This window comes from Bacillus pinisoli, assembly GCF_023036475.1.
Taxonomy (GTDB): Bacteria; Bacillota; Bacilli; order Bacillales; family SA4; genus Bacillus_BS; species Bacillus_BS pinisoli.
In genome coordinates, this window is record NZ_JAJQKI010000006.1 from 176,610 (window position 1) to 199,137 (window position 22,528).

A 22,528-nucleotide genomic window follows, 5' to 3' on the forward strand; every position below is an offset into this window, starting at 1 on the left:
ATCGTACCATATGCTGATAGATAGACTAGTCGGATTTTTTTGGATTAGTCTATTTTTGTTGCTCGATGTGCAAAAATCAGTTAAAAGGTAGAGGATGTATATATGGAATGCATATATTTACTAGTTGGTTTATTACTTGGAGCAGTAGGGCTACAAATCTATAAATTAACAATAAAGGCAACCGTCAAAGAAAGATGGGCAAATGAGAAGCGAATTTATAACTTAGTTGAGAGTTCGAAGGATATCATTTATTATTACGATTTAAAACCTGAGAAAAAGTTTAGATACTTAAGCCCTTCTATAGAAAAGGTATTGGGCGCGGGATTAGTAGAAGAAAGTTATAAAAATCCCAATACACCTATAGAATTAATTCATCCAGATGACCATGAATTACTATTAAAAAAACTTAGTGGACAATTAGACTATAATAAGCCAATTATACAACGCTGGAAAAATGCACAAGGCGAATATATACATTTTGAAGAATATGCCACACCTATTTATGAGAATGGAGAGATCGTAGCCATTCAAGGGATCATCCGAAACATTGATGAGAAAGTAAAAATGCAGCAAGATCTGGAATATCGAATTTCACATGATTCCCTAACAGGCATTTATAATCGAAATTACTTTGATACAAAAATGGAAAAATTTAATAAAACTAATGATTCAGAAGTAGCCATCATTTTGTGTGATTTAGATGAATTAAAGCAAATCAATGATACACTAGGTCACAGGTCAGGTGACTTACTCATTAAAGAAGCTGGACAACTGTTGAATCAGTTCTCTAACCAAGAAACGACAGTAGCTAGAATTGGTGGGGATGAATTTGCGATTCTCATTAATGGTGAGGGTAGTCAACGAACAGAAAAACTTGTCAGTGATATAAAACAAGCAGTAGAAGACTATAATCAAACAAGTGAGGCATTTCACATTAAGGTTTCAATGGGAGCGACATACAGTCCTACATCCATTGGAAACATGAGTAAGCTCTTTGTAACTGCAGATGCAAAAATGTACAAAGAGAAAAATAAGAAAAAAGAAGTAGCTAACGGATGTCATTATACTATATAACTGTCGACGGTGTAGACGTCGGCAGTTTTTTTGTCTAATCGACAAAACTCGACAGGTGCCTGGCACCTGTCGAGTTGTCGGTTTTTAAAGATTTACTTCCTGCTTAACAGTTCGCTAATCACAAGATTGGTTAGGTTAGGGACAATGTCTAACGAATAGGACAATTCCATTCGTTCGTACTTCTTATGAGCATCAAACCCATAAGGACCAATATTAATAACTGGTATATTAACTTCTCGAATGTCCTGATAATGTACATAATGTTTGGTTCCCCAGCCAGGGTTATTGGTTGTGACTGCTTCAATGCCGGCTACATCATCGCTTAGGGCAACAAAACTCATGTCAGAGATATAAGGGAAGAAATTTCTTACTACGATTGGATGTTGATAGTTAGGCTGCATCTGATCAACTGCATAGTCTAAAGCTTGAATTAAGTTTCGCTCGGCCTCTGATTCTCCTGAAAGTTCGATACGTGGTGAATAGAGGGAGGAATAAAATAGGATCATCGCAGGACGCTTATCCTCCATCCACTTCCAGGCTTCTTCTACGACTCTTGCTGCATACATTCTTGTATCAAGGCTTTGATCAAGAAGGAGTTGCTCTTTAAATTGATTCATGTGCACTGTATATGAATCACCATGCGCTATCACTAATAATCCATGCATCTCTTCATAGGTCATGACACGTGGAGTCCACACTAATTCTCGAAAAGGCTCTCCGCTCATGTCACAGTAATTTTTATACCTTTCACTGTATACATCAAGAGCGTTTTGAAAAGCAACTAAAGCTTCTGCTTTTAGTTTTTCTAATACGTCCTTTGGTGACCAAGAATGGATAAAGAAATTATAATACACATACGCAGATAGTGCTGTTTGTACGGTGTAGGACGGTTTTAAATCGGTTTGCTTCAAAGAAACAGGAGGTACGGTAGTCTCTCCATATGCTTCGTTACAAAGGTCCGGATTGTAACTAATTTGTCTTGTTAATTCAGCTGCCAAAAAGTTAGGATCTAGACCTTCAAAGCAAGAACCAACATGTGTTTCAGCTCCTGTTATGAAGAAGGATGGAAGTAGCTTACCAACCGTGCCTTTATAGATATATCGATTTTGGTCTCCCTCATATCGCGGTGAGACGAAATCTGCATTAATGGCTCCCTTATAGTCAAATCCGTGTTCTTTTTTCCAAGCAATTAAGTCTTTTAAAGCAGATAATATTCCGTGAGAACCGTCCTCTTCGTCACACTCCGCAACAAGTACAAGATTTCCTTCCAGTTCCTCAGGATACTCGGAATAGTATTTTAATAGATAGATATGGCTAGCTAGCCCACTCTTCATATCGAGTACGCCTCGGCCGAACATCCACTCACCGGATTCAGCGTGAGCTTTTACCACTTCATCTAGAATTAGTTCCTTCTTTATTTCAACAAGAAGTTCATCAGGATTAGTAGCTTGGTCTTTTAATTGATTATAGTCATCAATTCCCACTGTATCCATATGTCCCATAAGCACAATTGTTGAGGAATGGGACTGCCCACCTTTCGTTCCTTTTACAAAAGCGAGAATATTGTAACGTTCCCTATCGTCCTCGATGGTCTGCGCCATCTTAATGTAAGACGGATTTTCTTTAAAATAAGGATAAGAAGAAAGCAGTGTATATAATGACTGGGCGATCTCCTTCTCTCCGCTAGTGTTTACGATACTTTCTATATTAACGAGTTGCTTTGTTAAGAATAGTACTTCGTCTCGACATTTTAGCAATAGTAGCACCTCTTTCATGGGTATGAATAAAAATTATCTTACTCTAGCAAAAAAAACAATAGAGGATGAAGAAAATGAACCGCCTATTTATTCATATACAAGTTTTTAATATGAATAAGGATGCATAAGTATAAAAAGCTAAGTGAGAGAAGTAGTGATTTTATTTATTATTTTATAAAAAAATGATAATTTTTACTAATTTTATTGCATAAAAATACTACTGGTATTATAATCATACATTATTAAAGGGTTTAGGAGTTGAGGAGTTTGAAGGCTGCGGTTATTGGTGGAACTGGTTACAGTGCAATAGAGCTCATTAGACTATTGCATCATCATCCTTATGTAGAGCTAGAGGCAATTGTCTCTCATTCTAAGACAGGTCAGGACCTAAAAGATATTTATCCCCATTTAACAGGTGTGATAACAACACCGTTAGCTGGCTTGGAGACGGAGTCAATTTGTGAGAGGGCAGATGTTGTATTTTTTGCAACACCATCAGGAGTAAGTAAGGATCTACTACCTGGATTTTTAGATAAGGGAGTTACTTGTATTGATTTGTCAGGAGATTTTAGGCTGAGGTCTAGAGAGTGTTATGAAACATGGTACCGTCATGAAGCGGCTGATGAACACTATATAAGTCAGGCTGTTTACGGTTTAAGTGAAAGATATAAAGAGGCGATTCAAGGAGCAGCATTTGTATCTAACCCAGGCTGTTATCCTACCGCAACTTTACTAGCATTAATACCTGCTATGCAGAACAAACTGATCAACCATCAATCTATTATCATTGATGCTAAGTCTGGCGTTTCAGGAGCAGGGCGAGGGTTATCGCTTGGAACGCATTACGGTGAAATCAATGAGAATCTTAGAGCTTATAAACTTGGGGCGCATCAGCATATACCAGAGATTGAACAGGTGCTTCAAGATGAGGTGAAAGCACCAGTGACTGTATCATTCTCCACTCATCTTGTCCCGATGACACGTGGCATTATGTGCACGATTTATGCTGAACTTAATGAATATAAAACGTCAAAAGAGCTGATTGAATTATATAAATCTCATTATGAAAATAACCATTTTGTAAGAATTAGAGAAGAAGGAATCTATCCATCTACTAAAGAGGTATACGGTAGTAACTACTGTGATATTGGCATTCATGCTGATGAGAGAACAGGTCGGGTCGTATTTGTTTCTGTGATTGATAATTTAGTAAAAGGTGCGTCAGGTCAGGCGGTCCAAAACTTAAACATCTTAAACGGATGGGATGAAACAAGTGGACTGTTACATGTACCGATGTATCCATAAGAAAGAGGTGGACCTCATGCAAGTAGTGGAAAAGAAAAGTGTTATGACAAAGATAGATGGCAATATTACAACGCCAATTGGTTTTCAAGCGGGTGGCATACATTGTGGAATAAAAAGAAAACGTTTAGACCTTGGCTACATTTACTCAACTGTTCCTGCCATCACGGCAGGGGTATATACAACCAATCTATTTCAAGCACCTCCTTTAAAGGTGACTCAAGACAGTATTGAGAAAGAAAAGAAAATTCAAGCAGTCCTCGTAAATTCAGGCAATGCCAATGCGTGTACGGGAGATCAGGGGCTACAGGATGCCATCAAGATGCAGAGCCTATTTGCTAAAAAGCTTGATATTCCAGACCATTATGTGGCGGTAACCTCTACTGGAGTAATTGGTGTTCATTTGCCAATGGAGAAAATTGAAAGCGGAATAAATGAGATTTTGCATGATGATTATGTAGGGGCTACACAGTTTGAGCAAGCCATTTTAACAACAGATACAGGAGTCAAAAATATATGTGTTCAAGTCGTCATTGACGGTAAAACGGTAACGATTGGCGGTGCGGCTAAAGGATCAGGAATGATTCATCCCAATATGGCAACGATGCTTGCTTTTATAACAACGGATGCAGCGATTGCTTATGAGGACCTATCGGCAGCATTAAAAGAAGTCACCAATCAAACTTTTAATATGATAACAGTCGATGGGGATACAAGTACAAACGATATGGTTCTCGTCATGGCAAATGGAGAAGCGAAGAACAATATGTTAACAAAGGATCATCCTGATTGGACGACATTTGTTGACGGACTGAAGGTAGTCAGTGAATCACTAGCTAAACAGATTGCTAGAGACGGAGAAGGAGCTACCAAGTTGATTGAAGTTCAAGTAAACCATGCTAACAGTGAAGAAGTTGCAAGAGCCGTTAGTAAGTCTGTCATTTCTTCAAATCTAGTAAAAACAGCCATCTATGGAACGGATGCGAACTGGGGAAGAATCATCTGTGCAGTGGGCTATAGTGGTCAGCCAATCAATCCAGAACAGATTACCGTTCAAATGGGTCCGATTACAGTGGTAGAAAAAGGCTTACCTTACTCATTTGATGAGGAGGAGGCAAAGGCATATCTTCAAAATGAGAACGTACAAATCTTTATTGATCTACATCAAGGGGAGAGTAGCGCAACGGCTTGGGGCTGTGATTTAACTTATGATTATGTCAAAATCAATGCCTCTTACCGAACGTAAAGGAGACGAAGTGATGGAGTACTTGGTTATAAAATGTGGTGGAAGTGTTATGGAGCAATTACCTCCTTCTTTTTATAAAAATATTGTCCAGCTTCACGAAAGTCAAAGCGTGATTCCAGTCATTGTTCACGGTGGCGGGCCTCTTATATCAACAATGATGTCAAAGCTCGGGACAGAAGCGACATTCATCAACGGACTTCGTGTTACATCGGCTGAGGTGCTGGATGTAGTCGAGATGGTATTAAGTGGAACCGTCAATAAACAAATCGTCCGAAAGCTTTTACAAGTAAAAGGGCAGGCGTTTGGAATGAGTGGTGTAGACGGAATGCTATTAAAAGCAGGTCCAACGAAAGATGCCACCACCCTTGGATACGTTGGTGAGGTAGTCGAGGTTAATCGGAAGGCACTGGATAGTATGATGAACAAAGGCTTTATCCCAGTTATTTCTCCAATAGGAATGGATGAGAGTGGTCAACGCTATAACATAAACGGTGATACAGCTGCCTCGGCAATAGCAAAAGCACTTGGTGCTAAGCTTTGCATGATCAGTGATATCCCTGGTATTTATACCGAGTTGAATGGTGAAAAAATGACATTAAAACAAATTACGAAAAAGAAAGTGGAAGATATGATCTCGTCTGGCATGATATCAGGAGGCATGATCCCGAAGGTGAAAGCTGCTATTGATGGGCTATTACATGGAATTCCTGAGGTGGTCATCCTAAACGGGTTAGAGAAAGATAGTTTACTACATTTTATGGCAGGATTAGAGATTGGCACGAAGATTGTGCTTTCAGAGGAGGGCCACTATGTCTACTAATGTTAAAAGCTCACCCCTCATGCCTACTTATAATCGTTTTCCTTTATCCATTGTAAAAGGAAAAGGAAGTAAAGTATGGGATCAACAGGGAGTTGAATATTTAGATTATACATCTGGCATTGCTACATGTAATCTCGGGCATGTTCCGAACGTGGTAAAGGAAAAGTTGGAAGATCAGCTTCAATCACTATGGCACTGCTCGAACCTTTATCATATTCCCGTTCAAGAACAGCTTGCCACTCTACTTGTTGAAAACAGTGTATTTGATCAAGTGTTTTTCTGTAATAGTGGGGCTGAGGCTAATGAAGCAGCCATTAAGCTCGCAAGAAGATATGCTCAAAAGGTAAAAGAAACAGATGCTTATGAAATTGTTACCTTTACCCAATCATTTCATGGTAGAACACTAGCATCATTATCTGCAACAGGTCAAGAGAAGTTACAGGCTGGTTTCTATCCACTGCTACCTGGCTTTAGATATTTACCTTACAATAATTTACCGGCGCTAGAAGAGCTGGTGGCAGAGCAAACTTGTGCCGTACTTCTTGAACTCGTTCAAGGAGAAGGGGGAGTAGTCCCGGCTGATCCTGAGTGGATTGCTGAAATCGTACAGCTTTGTGAAAAGCATGGTCTATTATTGATGGTTGACGAGATTCAAACTGGTATGGGTAGAACGGGTACGCTCTTTGCCTACGAACAATACGGTATCAAGCCGGATGTGGTTAGTTTAGCAAAAGGTTTAGGTTCAGGTTTTCCAATTGGAGCCATCCTTGCGAATGAAAAGGCCGCAAAAGGATTTGAACCAGGAACTCACGGAAGTACGTTCGGTGGCAATCCTCTTGCAGCAGCAGCTGGTTTAGCGACAGTCGAACACATGGTAACAAGTAACGTCATTCAACAAGCAAAAGAAATCGGTCAATATTTAGCAGAAGAGCTGCAAGTCGTTCAAGAAACATTCAAGCACGTTGAAACAATCAGAGGAAGAGGGCTACTGCAAGGAATGGTGATGAAAGACCAGGCGATCAAAGTGGTAGATAAAATGAGAGAGCACCAAATCCTTATTTTAACCGCGGGGCCAAATGTAGTTAGAATTTTACCGCCTTTCACGACAACGAAAGAAGAAGTTGATCATTTTATACAAGTATTAAAGCTTGTCTTAGGAGAGCTAGATAGCTAGTTAGGAGGTAAGGAAATGGAGCAAGGGTACCTAATCCTTGAAACAGGTGAAGTGTTTGAAGGGACCATAATTGGAAAAAATCAAGAATGTATCGGTGAAGTAGTCTTTAACACGGGGATGACTGGTTATCAGGAAATGATGACAGACCCTTCTTACTCTGGGCAGATTTTAACATTTTGCTATCCGTTAATCGGTAATTATGGGATTAATTTAGTTGATGACGAAAGTAAGAAAGTAGCTGTTTCAGGTGTAATTATTGGAGATGCTTGTGATAAGCCGAGTCACTTTTTAGCAGCAAAATCTCTTTCAGCTCAATTAGAGCAAGCGGGGATATCGGGACTAACAGGAGTGGATACTCGCTCATTAGTTCAAAGCATTCGTAAATCAGGAACGGTAAAAGGAGTCATTACAAAAAATCCTTTTTATAATAAAGAGCTTGTTCAACAATATGAGTCACCGTTTTGGGTGGAGCAGGTTTCAACAACAGAATTAATTAGCTATAAGAATGACGGACCACATGTGGTTTTAATGGATTACGGCTATAAAAAATCAATCCTAGATGCGCTGTTACATGAAAACTGTTCAGTAACGGTTGTACCTTATCACTTTAACTTTAAACAGGTACAAGAGTTAAAACCAGACGGAATTGTCTTCAGTAATGGGCCTGGTAATCCGATGGAGCTTGCAGGGCAGTTTGAGGAAATAAAAAAAATGACTCAGCAATACCCTTCTTTAGGGATCTGTCTTGGTCACCAGTTACTTGCACTAGCTTACGGGGCACGAACGGAGAAGTTAGCATATGGTCATCGTGGTGGCAATCATCCAGTGAAAGAACTACTCACTGGTAAAGTCAGAATGACATCTCAAAATCACAGCTATGTGGTTATGGAAGACAGTATTGATCCAAAAGAATTAATAATTACGTATCGAAATGTAAATGACAAAACGGTAGAGGGGTTAAAGCATAAAAAGTACCCCGTACAATCCGTTCAATTCCATCCAGAAGCACACCCTGGGCCAAGTGATACTGCACATATATTTAATGAATTTATTCAACAAATCTCGTCTGTAGGAGTCGTCAACTATGCCGTTAAGTAAAGAACTAAAAAAAGTCCTTGTTATAGGATCTGGTCCAATTGTCATTGGTCAGGCAGCTGAATTTGATTATGCTGGCACACAAGCGTGCCTTGCATTGAAAGAAGAAGGAATTAACGTCATCTTGGTCAATAATAACCCCGCCACAATTATGACCGATTCAGAAATCGCAGACAAAGTGTATATGGAACCATTAACGGTTTCTGCCATAGAAGAGATTATTAAACGTGAGAAGCCTGATGGCATGATTGGTACACTTGGTGGGCAAACAGGTTTAAATTTAACCGTTCAATTATACGAACAACATATCTTGCAAAAGCATGGGGTAGCCTTGCTTGGAACCTCCGTAGATTCCATTCAAAAAGGTGAAGATCGTGAAAAGTTCCGTAATCTTATGCTTGAGATTGGTGAGCCTATTCCTGAATCAAGTATTATTCATAGCTACGAAGAAGGCGTTAAATTTGTAAAAGACATCGGGTATCCGGTCATCATTCGTCCTGCTTATACACTTGGTGGAGCGGGTGGTGGTTTTGCTTACAACGATTTGGAACTTGAAACCATCTTGAAAAAAGGCTTAAAGGCTAGTCCTATTCATCAAGTATTAGTGGAACGAAGCATTAAAGGATGGAAAGAAGTCGAGTATGAAGTCATGAGAGATGTGAACGATACGTGTATCATTGTCTGCAATATGGAGAATATGGATCCAGTTGGCGTCCATACAGGGGACTCAATCGTGGTTGCTCCCTCTCAAACCTTAACAGACGTGCAGTATCAAATGCTACGTGATTCGTCATTAAAGGTTATTCGTGCATTGGAGATTGTGGGAGGATGTAATATACAATTCGCATTAGATCCTACCTCAAATCAATATCACATTATTGAAGTGAACCCACGTGTTAGCCGTTCCTCTGCACTTGCTTCTAAAGCAACAGGCTATCCCATTGCAAGAATGGCGGCGAAATGCGCAATTGGCTATCACTTAGATGAGTTGATAAACCCCATTACAGGGTCGACCTATGCATCGTTTGAACCAGCGCTTGACTACATTGTCGTTAAATTACCGAGATTTCCGTTTGATAAATTTTCAGAGGCAGACCGGACACTTGGTACTCAAATGAAGGCAACGGGAGAAGTCATGGCGATAGATCGTTCGTTTGAAGGAGCGTTAAATAAAGCCATTCGGTCATTAGAAATGAACGTTTGTGGTCTGAAGATGCCATCCCTCTATACATGGTCAGAAGAAGAACTTCAATCATTATTGATGACGGCAACCGACCTTCGTTTATTTGCACTAGCCGAAGCGTTATGGCGAGAAAAGTCTTTAGAAGAAATTCATCAATTAACAAGTATTGATTACTGGTTTTTAGAGAAGTTGGCCAATATTGTTAGCCTTGAAAAAGAGATCGGCTCTTACGATTTTGAAGAACTTCCTATTTCACTTTTTAAAGAAGCTAAACGAATCAATATTGGTGACCAACGATTGTCCCAGTTGCTTTTTGTACCTGAAAAAGAAATAAGAGAGAAGCGCAAAGCGCTCGGGTGGAAACCAGGATACAAGTTAGTAGACACCTGTGCGGCTGAATTTGATGCGGTTACCCCTTACTATTATTCTACTTGGCAAGGTAGTGACGAGGTCCAAATTCCAGTCTATACGAAGAAAATACTAGTAATTGGCTCTGGTCCAATTAGAATCGGGCAAGGTGTTGAATTTGATTATTGCTCTGTTCATGCAGCATTGGCAGTAAAGAAAAAAGGATATGAAGCTATTGTTATTAATAATAATCCTGAAACAGTAAGTACGGATTATTCCATTGCGGACCGTCTATATTTTGAACCGCTAGCTGCTGAAGATGTTCTTCACGTAATAGAAAAAGAGAAGGTTGATGGTGTACTCATTCAGTTTGGTGGTCAGACGGCGATCAATCTTGCACAAGTTTTACAAGAAGAAGGAGTACCTCTATTAGGCACCTCTGTTGAGGCAATTGATGCACTAGAGGATCGGAAACGGTTTTATGAAGCATTACAGAAGCTTGAAATCCCACATATTAAAGGTGAAACAATAACGGAGCCTAACCAATTAGTGGAGCAGGCAAAAAGGCTTGGATATCCCGTTTTAGTAAGACCTTCTTATGTCATCGGTGGTCAATCGATGTATATTTTCTATAAGGAAAAAGAGCTAATCAACTATATAAGTAGATTACAAGCTTCTGGCAATGAGAGAATCTGGCCATTGTTAGTAGATTCCTATATACCAGGACTAGAGTGTGAAGTGGATGTCATTAGTGACGGAAAAGATATTGTCATACCGGGTGTTTTTGAACATATAGAAAAAGCTGGAGTTCATTCAGGAGATAGTATCACAGTTTTTCCACCCGTATCCATTTCAAAAGAAATGAAAGATACAATTATAGATTACGCAACAAGAATCGCTACTGATCTATCAATCACTGGGATGATGAATATACAGTATGTGATTTCAGATGATGTTATTTATGTATTAGAAGTTAACCCAAGGTCTTCTAGGACAGTTCCAATTTTAAGCAAGGTAACAGGGATTCCAATGGTAGAGTGGGCGACCCATGTTCAACTTGGTGACTCACTAAAAGACGTATCTAATCAACTAGGATTATTGCAAGAGCCAACCTATTATTCAGTAAAAGTCCCTGTGTTCTCTGCAACAAAGCTAAAGGGCGTTGATCATGTATTAAGTCCAGAAATGAAATCTACTGGAGAAGTGTTAGGAGTAGGTAATACGCTAGCCGAAGCGATGCAAAAAGCAATCCTTCATGATGACAAGCAACATACCATTACAAATAAAGTTGCTTTCTGTTCCATTTCAGAGGTTGCTAAGGAAGAAAGTCTCCCAATCATGAAAGAACTTCAAGATAATGGATATCAGATTATAGGAACAAAAGGGACCGTTCAATTTTTGAAAGATAACGGAATACAGGCAACGGGTGTATTAGCTAATAAAGAAGCGTTAGAAATGCTTTGGAAAAATGGTGAGGTAGGCGTGGTACTAAACGTTCCAACTCATGGTCGAAATGATCAGAAGCTAGGATTTTTCCTTCGAGAGCTATCAACTCGCTATCAAGTCCCTTGCTATACAAGTCTTGATACATTTAGAAAAGTAATAAGCTTACAACCGACAGAACAGATAAAAGTTCAAGCAATGAGTGATTACGTACAAATTGAAAATATCGTCGTGTAGAAAGGTGGAAATGATGGTGAATAAAGTGAAATGGCAACAAGAGTGGGTGGGTACGACAATGAACCAAAAAGATTTTCTTACAATAGGGGAATGTACACCTGATGAGTTAATGTCCCTACTTGATGATGCGCTTTATATGAAAAAGCTACAGAAACAAGGAGTTCCCCACCCTTACTTAAGTGGTAAGGTGTTAGGGTTGATATTCGAAAAATCTTCAACAAGAACAAGAGTTTCTTTTGAGGTAGGGATGCTGCAGTTGGGAGGTCATGCGATCTTCCTTAGTTCAAAGGATATTCAGTTAGGTAGAGGAGAAACGGCTTCAGACACGGCTAAAGTGTTATCACGATATGTCGATGGACTAATGATTCGAACCTTTAGTCATACTTCTATAGAAGAGTTTGCTCAAAGTGCAACTGTCCCAGTTATTAACGGGTTAACGGACCTACACCACCCTTGTCAAGTAATGGCGGACCTACTGACGATTTTAGAGCATAAAGGAAAGTTTGCGGGATTAAAAATGTGCTACGTCGGAGATGGAAACAATAATATGGCGCATTCCTTAATTGAAGGAGCAGTGAAAGTGGGAATGAACATTAGTGTAGCATGTCCTGAAGGGTATGAGCCGAATGAAGTAATTCTACATCAGGCAAAACTGGCAAGTAAACAAACGGGTGGCTCAGTTATCGTGACAAACAATCCTATTGAAGCGGTGAAGAATGCCGATGTGGTAGTAACAGACGTATGGACTTCTATGGGCATGGAAGATGAGCATGAGGCGCGTTTACAGGCGTTTCAAGCTTTCCAAGTTAATGAAGAATTATGCCAACACGCAAAAAAGGACTATATATTTCTTCATTGTTTACCTGCTCATCGTGGGGAAGAGGTTACAGCAGAGATTATTGATGGCAATCATTCGGTTGTGTTTGATGAGGCTGAAAATCGTTTACATGCACAGAAGGCAATCTTAAAAGCATTAATGAGTTAGATAATAAGAATTTTTTTCGTGCATAATGCATAAAAATACGTTAATATAAATATTAATTCAAAGCTTTTAGGGGGAAATCCAAAAATGGCAAAAGAAAAAGTGGTTCTTGCATACTCTGGGGGATTAGATACCTCTGTTTCAATAAAATGGATTCAAGAGAAATATGGCTATGATGTGATTGCATTAGGGCTTGATGTAGGTGAAGGTAAGGATCTGGAAGCAATTAAAAATAAAGCACTTCAAGTAGGTGCGATCAAGGCTTATATGGTTGACGCAAAGAAATTATTAGCCGATGAGTTTATTGCGCCAGCATTAAAGTCTAACTGCCTATATGAAGGGAAATATCCGATATCCTCAGCATTATCACGTCCACTTATTGCAAAGCTTCTTGTAGAAGTTGCGGAAAAAGAAGGTGCTGTTGCGGTAGCACATGGCTGTACAGGTAAGGGAAATGACCAGGTTCGTTTTGAGGTGTCGATTCAAGCGTTAAACCCTAATTTAAAGGTGCTCGCTCCTGTTCGTGAATGGGGAATGACACGTGATGAAGAAATTAAATATGCAGAAGAAAAAGGGATTCCCATTCCTGTTGATTTAGATAATCCATTTTCGATCGATGCAAATATTTGGGGTCGTGCATGTGAAGCGGGTGTCCTTGAGGACCCGTGGGCAGAAGCACCAGAAGCTGCTTATGACTGGACGAACCCGATTCATTTAACTCCTGATGTAGCAGAATACGTCGAGATTGAGTTTGAAAAAGGTTTGCCTGTCTCGCTTAATGGTGAAAAGCTGGGCTTTGTTCAGTTAATTGAAACGCTAAATGAACTTGGTGGAAAGCATGGTGTAGGAAGAATTGATCATATTGAAAATCGTCTGGTTGGCATTAAATCACGCGAAGTGTATGAAAATCCGGGTGCACTCATTTTAATCAATGCTCATAAAGAATTAGAATTCTTAACATTGCCACGTGAAATTACCCAATTCAAGACATCTGTCGAGCAACAGATGACAAAACTAATTTATGACGGGTTATGGTATTCGCCGTTACGAAACGCACTAGACGCTTTTGTGGAGGAAACACAGAAGGTCGTATCGGGAACGATTCGAGTGAAGCTGCATAAAGGGACGCATACTGTTGTAGGTCGTAAGTCACCACATAGCTTATACAATGAAGAGCTAGCTACGTACTCAAAGGGTGATGCATTTGATCACAATGCGGCAGTTGGATTTATTAAATTGTGGGGTCTTACAACAAAGGTGTATTCGCAGGTGAATACAAAAGAGTCTGAAACTGTTTCTCCATAATTGTGAATTACAGTACCTGGATAATCTATTAATAATGATTCCATCTTAAAAGAAGAGAGGAGAGCCCTTTCTTCTTTTTCATGAAGAGGTTGGTAGATTAGAAAGTTGCAAGAAACATTGGTTGGAGTTGCAAGAAAATAGGTCGGAGCCGCAAGAAAAAAAGCTGAAGTCGCAAGAATAAGAGCTGAAGTCGCAAGAATAATGAGCAAAGCGGCAAGAAAACAGGTTGTAGTTGCAAGAAAAATGTGAGCTCGCAAGAAAGAGAGCTGAAGTCGCAAGAATAATGAACAAAGCGGCAAGAAAACAGGTCGGAGTCGCAAGAAAAATGTGAGCTCGCAAGAAAGAGAGCCAAAGTCGCAAGAATAATGAGCAAAGCGGCAAGAAAACAGGTAGGAGTCGCAAGAAAAATGTGAGCTCGCAAGAAAGAGAGCTGAAGTCGCAAGAATAATGACCAAAGCGGCAAGAAAATAGGTCGGAGCCGCAAGAATAATGTGAGCTCGCAAGAAAACGATCCAAAGTCGCAAGAATAATGAGCAATGCGGCAAGAAAATAGGTCGGAGCCGCAAGAATAATGTGAGCTCGCAAGAAAACGATCCAAAGTCGCAAGAATAATGACCAAAGCGGCAAGAAAACAGGTCGGAGTTGCAAGAAAAATGTGAGCTCGCAAGAAAATGAACTGAAGTCGCAAGAATAATGAGCAAAGCGGCAAGAAAATAGGTCGGAGCCGCAAGAAAAATGTGAGCTCGCAAGAAAACGATCCAAAGTCGCAAGAATAATGACCAAAGCGCAAGAAAACAGATCGGAGTCGCAAGAAAAAAACGAATGTGACAAGGAAAAACAGAAAAAGAGTTTTTCAGAGTAGTGAGCATGGGAGGAATAAAGAAATGGCTAAGCTATGGGGTGGACGTTTTACTAAAGAAACGAATAAGCTTGTGGAAGAATTCACTGCTTCCATAACATTCGACCAAAAACTTGCACTAGAGGATGTCGAGGGAAGCCTGGCACACGTGCAAATGCTAGGAGAGTGTAACATCATTCCAATGGAAGATGTCGAGAAGATAAAGGCTGGGCTTCTTGAAATTCAACAAAAGATTCATAACAATACAATCGAATATTCCGTTCAGCACGAAGATATTCACATGAATATTGAAAAACTGCTCATTGACATGATTGGACCGGTTGGTGGGAAGCTTCATACGGGAAGAAGCCGAAATGATCAAGTTGCGACCGACATGCATCTCTATGCAAAACGTAAAACCGAAATGCTAATTTCACTCGTCCAGGATGTGCAAGTAGCCATACTGAATCAGGCGAAAGATAATGTAGACACGATAATCCCTGGTTACACTCATCTTCAACGGGCGCAGCCAGTTTCTTTTGCTCACCATTTAATGGCTTATTTTTGGATGTTTCAACGAGATAAGGAACGATTTCAAGATAGTCTAAAACGTGTTAACTGGTTACCACTAGGAGCTGGTGCTCTTGCTGGAACAACGTTTCCTATCGATCGCGAAAGAGTAGCTGAGCTTTTAGGATTTGAGACAGTGTATCCAAATAGTATGGATGCAGTAAGTGACAGAGATTTTATCGTGGAGCTTTTATCGATTGCTTCATTATTAATGACTCATATCTCAAGACTTTCGGAAGAGCTCGTCATCTGGTCAAGCCAAGAATTTCAATTCATTGAATTGGACGATTCTTTCTGCACGGGTTCAAGCATAATGCCACAAAAAAAGAACCCTGATGTTCCGGAGTTATTGCGCGCCAAAACGGGCAGAGTGTACGGAAACTTAATTGGACTACTGACCGTTCTTAAGGGACTACCGCTAGCCTATAATAAAGACATGCAAGAGGATAAAGAAGGAATGTTTGACACAGTTGAAACATTAGAGGGTTCTTTGAAACTATTGGCTCCGATGATCAATACGATGACGGTTAAAAAGGAAAAAATGAGAAGTGCAGTGAACCAGGATTTTTCGAATGCAACGGATATTGCTGACTATCTAGTGACAAAAGGAATCGCATTCCGAGACGCTCACGAGATTATTGGTAAAATTGTTTTGTATGCCATTGGCAAAAAGAAATTCTTGTTAGACCTTACACTCGATGAGTATAAAGAGTTTAGTATGTTTTTTGAAGAGGATATTTTTAAGGTGTTATCGCCCGAGCAAGTTGTTGGCGCTCGTAAAAGTTATGGTGGAACAGCGCCAAGTCAGGTCGCAGAACAAATTAAGCTGGCTGAGGAATACTTAATAAACGAATATCCGGCCATCTCTTAAATGATAGTCAATGCCGCAGGTGTAAAGCCTGCGGATTTTTTTAAGTATGGGAATGTGGCAAGACGTATATAAAAAAAAATACGCATAAACTCTTATTCCTCCAAAAAATTAATCCGGAAAACTAGAAAAAGTAGAACACATTAGAATTAAATTCTAGAAATGGCACCTGGAATATCTGCTTCTTCCTTCTATAAATTCCTTTTATGGCGAAAAATACCAATCTCTCTACAAATCCCTTGACCCCATCTTCCAACTATGTAAGAAATAAGATAAGCACACTTAAAGGAGTGTTCATAATGAATCCATTTGTTTTTTCATGTATTGCACCTCATGGTGGTGAGATCATCCCAGAATTACAGGGGGCGCTACCAGCAAGAATGAAGATAACAAGAGATAGCATGATTACATTAGGTGAGGAGATGAAGAACGCAAAGCCAGATACGATCATTCTATTAACTCCTCACGGAACAAAGATTAATGGTCAATTTTCAATCTCGGCTTCTGAAAGAATGCTAGGGATTGTGGAGGAGAATGAAGCTAGTTTTCAAATGGAAAAAGTCGTTGATCGAGAGTTGGCTTTTCTAATTGAGGGCTTGGTAAAAGAACAGCAGCTTCCTGTTGGGACTATTAATTACGCAACTAGCGCCGGGCCATTTTCATGCCTACCTCTAGATTGGGGTGCAATCGTGCCGTTGCGTTTCATGCCAGATGTTCCTGTTGTAATCATTACTCCTTCACGAGACATATCATTTGAGGCGCATATTGAATTTGGAAAAGTTCTTAGAAAAGCTGTGCAACAATCTCCTAAACGGATAGGCTTAATTGCCAGCTGCGACTGGGCACATGCTCATGATGAAGAAGGCCCATACGGATTTCATGAAGCAGCCAAGCAATTAGACCAAGAAGTGGTAACCCTTATAATAGAGGACAAGTTAGAAAGAATGACAGAATTTGATTCAACTTACATAGAAAATGCTAAGCCAGATGGAATTTGGCAAACATTAATATTAGCAGGTGCGATACCAGAGACAGAACGTAAGAGTGAATTCTTATCGTACGAAGCGCCTACGTATTTTGGTCTCATTTGTACTGCGTATTATCAAAAATAGAGGTGATTAGATTGGTTAACTGGTATGAAGAGGTTTTAGCTCGAAAAGAAGAGCTTTTAAAAGATTTGAAAGAGCTATTAAAGATTGAAAGTGTAAAAGATGAAAGTTCAACATCAACTCGTTTCCCAATGGGTGAAAAAGTAGGAGAGGCCCTTGATTTAATGCTCTCTAAGGCTGGATCTTCTGGTTTTCATACGAAAAATGTTGACGGCTATGCCGGGTATGCTGAACATGGTGATGGTAGCCATGATGATATGATTGGAATCCTTTGTCATGTCGATGTCGTCCCAGCAACGGGAGAATGGACAACCCCTCCTTTTGAACCAACAATACGTGACGGAAAGCTTTTTGCAAGAGGAGCAATAGATGACAAAGGTCCAACGATGGCTGCTTATTATGGATTGAAGATTGTAAAAGAACTAGGCCTACCTCTACAAAAAAGAGTCCGACTTATCTTTGGAACGGATGAAGAAAGTGGTATGAGCTGCATGAAGCACTACCAAGAGGTTGAAACCATGCCTTCTGTCGGGTTTGCACCTGATGCTGACTTTCCTATAATTAATGCCGAAAAGGGCCAAATTAATACGAGACTTGTAATTGGACCAGCTACAGAGGAGTACTTAGGGGAAGTAAGACTTGTCTCATTTAAAGCAGGAGAGAGAAGTAATATGGTTCCAGAACAGGCAACGGTTATTCTACAAGGAAGTGTTGATCATCTCCTTCTAGAATTTGAAGGCTTCTGTACAAAGCAAGGAGTAAGAAGGAAGATTACCCATTTAGACGACTCTGTAGAGATTACGTTATATGGCCTCTCAGCTCATGGCATGGAGCCCCACATCGGTGTGAATGCAGGCACGACATTAGCAAGTTTCTTAAGAGATTTTGACTTCACCGGAACAGCAGCACAATTCCTAGATTTCCTTGATGAACTACACCTTGATTTTGAAGGGAAGACATTAAATATCTCATACAAGGATGACATCACAGGACCATTAACCGTTAATCCTGGAGTTCTCCATTTTGAAGAAGAAAAAGGCGGTACCGTTCAATTAAACGTTCGTTGTCCTGTTACAACAAAATTTGAGGAGACAAAGGAAGTCCTAACTGCACAAGTAAAAGAAAAAGGATTTGAAGTGGAAGACATAAAAGTCTCACCACCACACCATGTAGGATCTGACCACCCCATGATTCAGGCACTACAAGAAGCCTACCAACAAGAAACAGGCTTAGAACCTACTTTACTATCAACGGGTGGAGCCACATATGCCCGTTTCATGGAAAACGGTGTAGCATTCGGAGCCTGCTTCCCTGGCAAAGAAATGACCGCCCACCAAAAAGATGAATACATCGAGGTAGAAGACCTCCTCAAGGCAACAGCCATCTATGCAAGAGCCATCTACAACCTCGCTAGGTGACAGGCACTTGTCGATATTTGTCGAGCCGGTCGTGGTGACAGGCACTTGTCGAATAATTTCAAAATAAAAAGCATTCCCAATAGAGCGGGACGAACTAGTTGTTCATCCTTCTCCTCTAGGGAATGCCTTTTTTAATTCTCTTCTAAGCTAGTGACTGATACACTAATCTTTTTGTCTGGATTATTTAAAGGATGAACGGTTGCTTTTCCTTGGTCCTGATCCACATGTTCAATATAAACCTTTTCACCATTGTAAGTGACATTAATCATCTCTGGTGATGAAGCAATTTCTTGTGTACGTTTAGCATCCATATGCTCACCTCCTATCTAGTTACTATTTGTCTCGAACGTACTACTTATACTCTTATGTACTTTGTTGCTTTAAAGGATTGGGGGCCTGGCCCCCAATCCTTTAAAGCGTTAAATGAGAGAAGTTAAAAATTACTATTGACATTTGCACTGAATTTTTAGATAATTCTTTCAAGGTTCTACAAAATTCGACATCAGGAGGGAAACAATATGGAGTTTCTTCAGCAGGTAATTGGGCATGCAAATAATATTTTATGGTCATACATTCTAATTGGATTGCTATTAGGTTTAGGGTTGTACTTTACAATTCGAATGAAGTTTATGCAACTGACTCAAATTGGTGAAATGTTTAGAGTACTTAAGGATAAAAATGAATCCATTCCAGGTGAGAAATCTATATCTTCCTTACAGGCTTTCTTTATCGGAGCAGCTACTCGTATTGGAACTGGTAACGTAGCGGGGGTTGCTATGGCGATTGCTTTAGGTGGACCTGGTGCTGTGTTCTGGATGTGGATCGTTGCGATACTTGGTGGAGCAAGTGCTTTTGTAGAGAGTACATTAGCTCAAATCTATAAAGTAAAGGATCAGAACGGTGGCTTTAAAGGTGGACCGGCCTACTACATGAAAAAACAACTAGGTGCGAAATGGTTGAGTTCCTTGTTCGCACTTGGAATTATCATTTCGTTTGGATTAACGTTCAATGCGGTACAAAGTAACACGATTGCCGCTGCATTTAAGAATTCTTTTGGTGTTAACGAGGCAATTATTGGTGGGCTACTTGTCGTATTAACTGCGATTATCATTTTTGGTGGAGTTCAACGTATTGCAAAGTTCTCAGCTACAATTGTTCCTATCATGGCAGGTTTTTATATCTTGTTAGCAGCTTTTGTTGTGTTTACTAACCTATCAGAAGTTCCAGCAGTTTTTGCATTAATTATTAAAAGTGCATTTGGACTTGAGCAGGTTGTAGGTGGTGGAGTTGGTGCTGCTATCATGATGGGAGTAAAGCGTGGTTTATTCTCAAACGAAGCGGGTATGGGTAGTGCGCCAAATGCTGCAGCTACAGCAGTAGTTTCTCACCCGGCAAAACAAGGCTTTGTTCAAGCACTTGGGGTTTTCTTTGATACACTGATCGTTTGTACAGCTACAGCGTTTATCATACTTTTATCTGATTCATATACAACAGGACTACAAGGGATTGAATTGACTCAAGCCTCAATGGCAGAGCATTTTGGTGGCTGGGCAAGTATTTTTGTAGCCTTTGCAATCTTTATGTTTGCATTCAGCTCAATCATTGGAAGCTACTATTATGGAGAAGCGAATATTGAGTTCGTTAATAAGAGCAAATCAGCCTTATTCGTATATCGTGTATTAGCTTTAGGAATGGTAATGTTTGGTACAGTAGCAAGCTTACAAATTGTTTGGGATTTCGCAGATCTAGCAATGGCAATTATGGCCTTAACAAATCTAGTTGCTATCGGTTTGTTAGGAAAGTATGCATTCAAAGCTCTGGAAAATTATCTTGCTCAGCGTAAGCAGGGTGTAGATCCAGTCTTCTATGCTGACGATATTGAAGGGTTAAAAGGTGTAGAAAGCTGGCCAGTAAATCTAGAAAAAAAAGAAGCAAAAAAACTAGCGGAATCATAAGAGCAAGCGGGTGGTAAAATCCATCCGCTTTTTTCATACATCACGTAGTTGTATCCGATCTTTGTCATATATTGTAGAATGGAATACATAGATATATCTGGAAGAATATGATATTTTATAACCAGTACTATTATACTATTTGATAAAGGCAAACTTCTTGAAAGAGAAGGACGCAAAGTCACAGATCTAAGGCATAGCTAGGATGGCTGGACTACCGAATTAGAATCTTCATAGCTATTTTGTTATAGAAGGCTACTCTGATATCGGAGTAGCCTATTTTTAATGCCAAAAAAAATATAAACAGTTTTTTTGTTACAAACCTAAGGGGTGTTCTTGGTTGTGAGGCTTGCTCGAAAAGGTCGAGATAGATTAAATCGTAATAGGATGGTTCGTGAGGAACGATTAAACGAGAGGTTGTTACTATTTTTTAGTGGTATTTTAATTTCAGCCGTAGGGACTGTTTTTTCATTAAAAGTTGCTTACCTCGGACTTAACGCCTGGGACACACTCTATCTCGGTCTAAATAATAGGTTAGGATATAGCATAGGATTTTGGAGTATTGTAGCTTCTCTGCTGATAGTGGTTCTAAATATCCTAGTAACGAAAAAAAGACCTCAAATTGGTACATATATGGAAATGGTATTACTAGGTTTTTTAATAGACATCGTTTATTTTTCAAACATTATTCCAGATGTAGATTCACCAGTATCTGTATCTCTATATGTTTTAGTAAGTATTCTTCTGATAGGAATAGGTACGGGAGTCTATATGGCAGCGGACCTAGGTGCAGGTCCTGTTGATTGGCTAATTTTGATGTTGAAAGATAAAACTGGATATTCATTAAGAAAAGTAACAACCTTAACGGAATTCAGTGCTCTTGTGATAGGGTACTTTTTAGGTTCACCCATACTTGCAGTAACATTATTGAACTCATTCCTATTAGGACCAATCATTCAACTTGCCTATGATAAAACCATTGAACTAAGAGAGCTAAATATTCACTTAGATGTATCAAAAGACTTGGTATGTAAGTTTACAATTTTTTCTTTTAATGTTCAGATTACTAGAGCTAAACACGTTAGAACAGAACATAACTTTTCAACACAAGGAGATTAAATGTTGGACGAGCTAATTTGAACGTAAGGACAGATATATATATTTATCCACAATTAATATAGCTTAAATCACAGAAAACAAAAGGTTTCCCACAGACTTATACACATTATCCACAAAAATTAGAAAAGATATCCACAATTGCAATACACTAAATAGGTACTATTATACCAGTAAAAAATTAAGATATTCACAAAGTGTTGTGGATTGTGGATAACTATAGTTGTTAATAAAAGGGGAGATAGCTTATCCATAAGCTACCTCCCCTTTAATTATTTACGTTCCCGTGCCTTTGCTCTCACATCAGCAGCATTTGAGCGCTCTAACGCTTTTTGATCCGCTTGATCTGCAAACTCACGTGAAAATTCTACATCGCGTCCGTCAGATGGAAGCTTTGCATAACTAGGAGTTTGCGGTAATGTTTCAGCATTCTTGTCTCGTGCTTTATGTCCATGATTTGTTGGCATATGGTTCCCCTCCAGAAGTTATAATGGTGGTACTTGATTATGTTTTCACGAAGGGTCACACTTCATGCCGGTATAATTAGGAATTACGTTTGTTGCTAATGAAGCCACCAGCTCGGTCAGCCATTCTAAACTCTCGTGAATATGTAACCTCTTGCATACTGCTTAATGTGCTTTTAGATTTGTCTTTTCTTTTTTTACCATCAGCCATAATAAATCCCTCACCT

General features: G+C 39.6%; 18 protein-coding genes and 1 riboswitch. Of the genes, 14 read left to right on the forward strand and 4 right to left on the reverse strand.

The window, feature by feature from the left end:
- The first annotated feature begins 102 nt into the window (after positions 1-102).
- Positions 103-1,074: a sensor domain-containing diguanylate cyclase gene (locus LT143_RS11045; RefSeq protein WP_246943039.1), complete on the forward strand. Its 972-nt coding sequence runs from the start codon at positions 103-105 to the stop codon at positions 1,072-1,074.
- A 92-nt stretch (positions 1,075-1,166) separates the two neighbouring features.
- Here the strand turns inward: LT143_RS11045 and LT143_RS11050 are convergent, their stop codons facing one another.
- Positions 1,167-2,831: a M20/M25/M40 family metallo-hydrolase gene (locus tag LT143_RS11050; protein ID WP_246943040.1), complete on the reverse strand. Its 1,665-nt coding sequence runs from the start codon at positions 2,829-2,831 to the stop codon at positions 1,167-1,169.
- 267 nt (positions 2,832-3,098) lie between these two features.
- Between LT143_RS11050 and argC the strand changes: the two genes are divergently transcribed.
- From argC to pepV, 11 genes are all read left to right on the forward strand, one after another.
- The gene (gene argC / locus LT143_RS11055) at positions 3,099-4,136 is read left to right on the forward strand and encodes an N-acetyl-gamma-glutamyl-phosphate reductase (protein ID WP_246943041.1); all 1,038 of its coding nucleotides are present in this window, start codon (positions 3,099-3,101) and stop codon (positions 4,134-4,136) included.
- A 16-nt stretch (positions 4,137-4,152) separates the two neighbouring features.
- Positions 4,153-5,379, forward strand: coding sequence for a bifunctional ornithine acetyltransferase/N-acetylglutamate synthase (argJ, locus tag LT143_RS11060; protein ID WP_272495773.1), 1,227 nt, complete (start codon positions 4,153-4,155; stop codon positions 5,377-5,379).
- Positions 5,342-6,199: an acetylglutamate kinase gene (argB, locus tag LT143_RS11065; protein WP_246943042.1), complete on the forward strand. Its 858-nt coding sequence runs from the start codon at positions 5,342-5,344 to the stop codon at positions 6,197-6,199. The genes argJ and argB overlap by 38 nt, the downstream gene beginning before the upstream one ends.
- On the forward strand, positions 6,189-7,373 hold the full coding sequence (locus LT143_RS11070) for an acetylornithine transaminase (protein ID WP_246943043.1): 1,185 nt from the start codon (positions 6,189-6,191) through the stop codon (positions 7,371-7,373). Before argB ends, LT143_RS11070 begins: the two co-directional genes overlap by 11 nt.
- Positions 7,374-7,388: 15 nt before the next feature.
- Positions 7,389-8,471, forward strand: coding sequence for a carbamoyl phosphate synthase small subunit (locus tag LT143_RS11075; RefSeq protein ID WP_246943044.1), 1,083 nt, complete (start codon positions 7,389-7,391; stop codon positions 8,469-8,471).
- Positions 8,458-11,679 carry a carbamoyl-phosphate synthase (glutamine-hydrolyzing) large subunit gene (gene carB, locus LT143_RS11080; protein ID WP_246943045.1) on the forward strand — a complete coding sequence of 1,074 codons (3,222 nt, stop codon included), beginning with the start codon at positions 8,458-8,460 and terminating at the stop codon, positions 11,677-11,679. Before LT143_RS11075 ends, carB begins: the two co-directional genes overlap by 14 nt.
- Positions 11,680-11,692: 13 nt before the next feature.
- Complete coding sequence (argF, locus tag LT143_RS11085) at positions 11,693-12,664, forward strand: ornithine carbamoyltransferase (protein WP_246943046.1); 972 nt, start codon at positions 11,693-11,695, stop codon at positions 12,662-12,664.
- An 84-nt stretch (positions 12,665-12,748) separates the two neighbouring features.
- Entirely contained in the window at positions 12,749-13,966 is a 1,218-nt protein-coding gene (locus LT143_RS11090; RefSeq protein ID WP_246943047.1) for an argininosuccinate synthase, read from the forward strand.
- Positions 13,967-14,850: 884 nt separating this feature from the next.
- Entirely contained in the window at positions 14,851-16,245 is a 1,395-nt protein-coding gene (gene argH / locus LT143_RS11095; RefSeq protein WP_246943048.1) for an argininosuccinate lyase, read from the forward strand.
- Positions 16,246-16,541: 296 nt separating this feature from the next.
- Positions 16,542-17,354, forward strand: a complete 813-nt coding sequence (locus LT143_RS11100) for a DODA-type extradiol aromatic ring-opening family dioxygenase (protein ID WP_246943049.1) — start codon at positions 16,542-16,544, stop codon at positions 17,352-17,354.
- A 2-nt stretch (positions 17,355-17,356) separates the two neighbouring features.
- Positions 17,357-18,769 carry a dipeptidase PepV gene (gene pepV, locus LT143_RS11105; protein WP_336296598.1) on the forward strand — a complete coding sequence of 471 codons (1,413 nt, stop codon included), beginning with the start codon at positions 17,357-17,359 and terminating at the stop codon, positions 18,767-18,769.
- 131 nt (positions 18,770-18,900) lie between these two features.
- On the opposite strand, the gene LT143_RS11110 is transcribed toward pepV, so the two are convergent.
- Positions 18,901-19,080 (reverse strand): H-type small acid-soluble spore protein, encoded by a 180-nt coding sequence (locus LT143_RS11110; protein WP_246943051.1) that lies wholly within the window; start codon positions 19,078-19,080, stop codon positions 18,901-18,903.
- A gap of 207 nt (positions 19,081-19,287) precedes the next feature.
- Here LT143_RS11110 and LT143_RS11115 point away from each other — a divergent pair, with 207 nt between their 5' ends.
- Together LT143_RS11115 and LT143_RS11120 are read left to right on the forward strand one after the other, a co-directional pair.
- Positions 19,288-20,724 (forward strand): alanine/glycine:cation symporter family protein, encoded by a 1,437-nt coding sequence (locus tag LT143_RS11115; RefSeq protein ID WP_246943052.1) that lies wholly within the window; start codon positions 19,288-19,290, stop codon positions 20,722-20,724.
- Positions 20,725-20,861: 137 nt separating this feature from the next.
- A riboswitch (cyclic di-GMP riboswitch) is annotated at positions 20,862-20,943 on the forward strand.
- 120 nt (positions 20,944-21,063) lie between these two features.
- Positions 21,064-21,840: a YczE/YyaS/YitT family protein gene (locus tag LT143_RS11120; RefSeq protein WP_246943053.1), complete on the forward strand. Its 777-nt coding sequence runs from the start codon at positions 21,064-21,066 to the stop codon at positions 21,838-21,840.
- Between the two features lie 269 nt (positions 21,841-22,109).
- On the opposite strand, the gene LT143_RS11125 is transcribed toward LT143_RS11120, so the two are convergent.
- Entirely contained in the window at positions 22,110-22,304 is a 195-nt protein-coding gene (locus LT143_RS11125; protein ID WP_246943054.1) for a YfhD family protein, read from the reverse strand.
- Positions 22,305-22,380: 76 nt separating this feature from the next.
- Positions 22,381-22,512 carry a YfhE family protein gene (locus tag LT143_RS11130; RefSeq protein ID WP_246943055.1) on the reverse strand — a complete coding sequence of 44 codons (132 nt, stop codon included), beginning with the start codon at positions 22,510-22,512 and terminating at the stop codon, positions 22,381-22,383.
- Positions 22,513-22,528 lie beyond the last annotated feature (16 nt).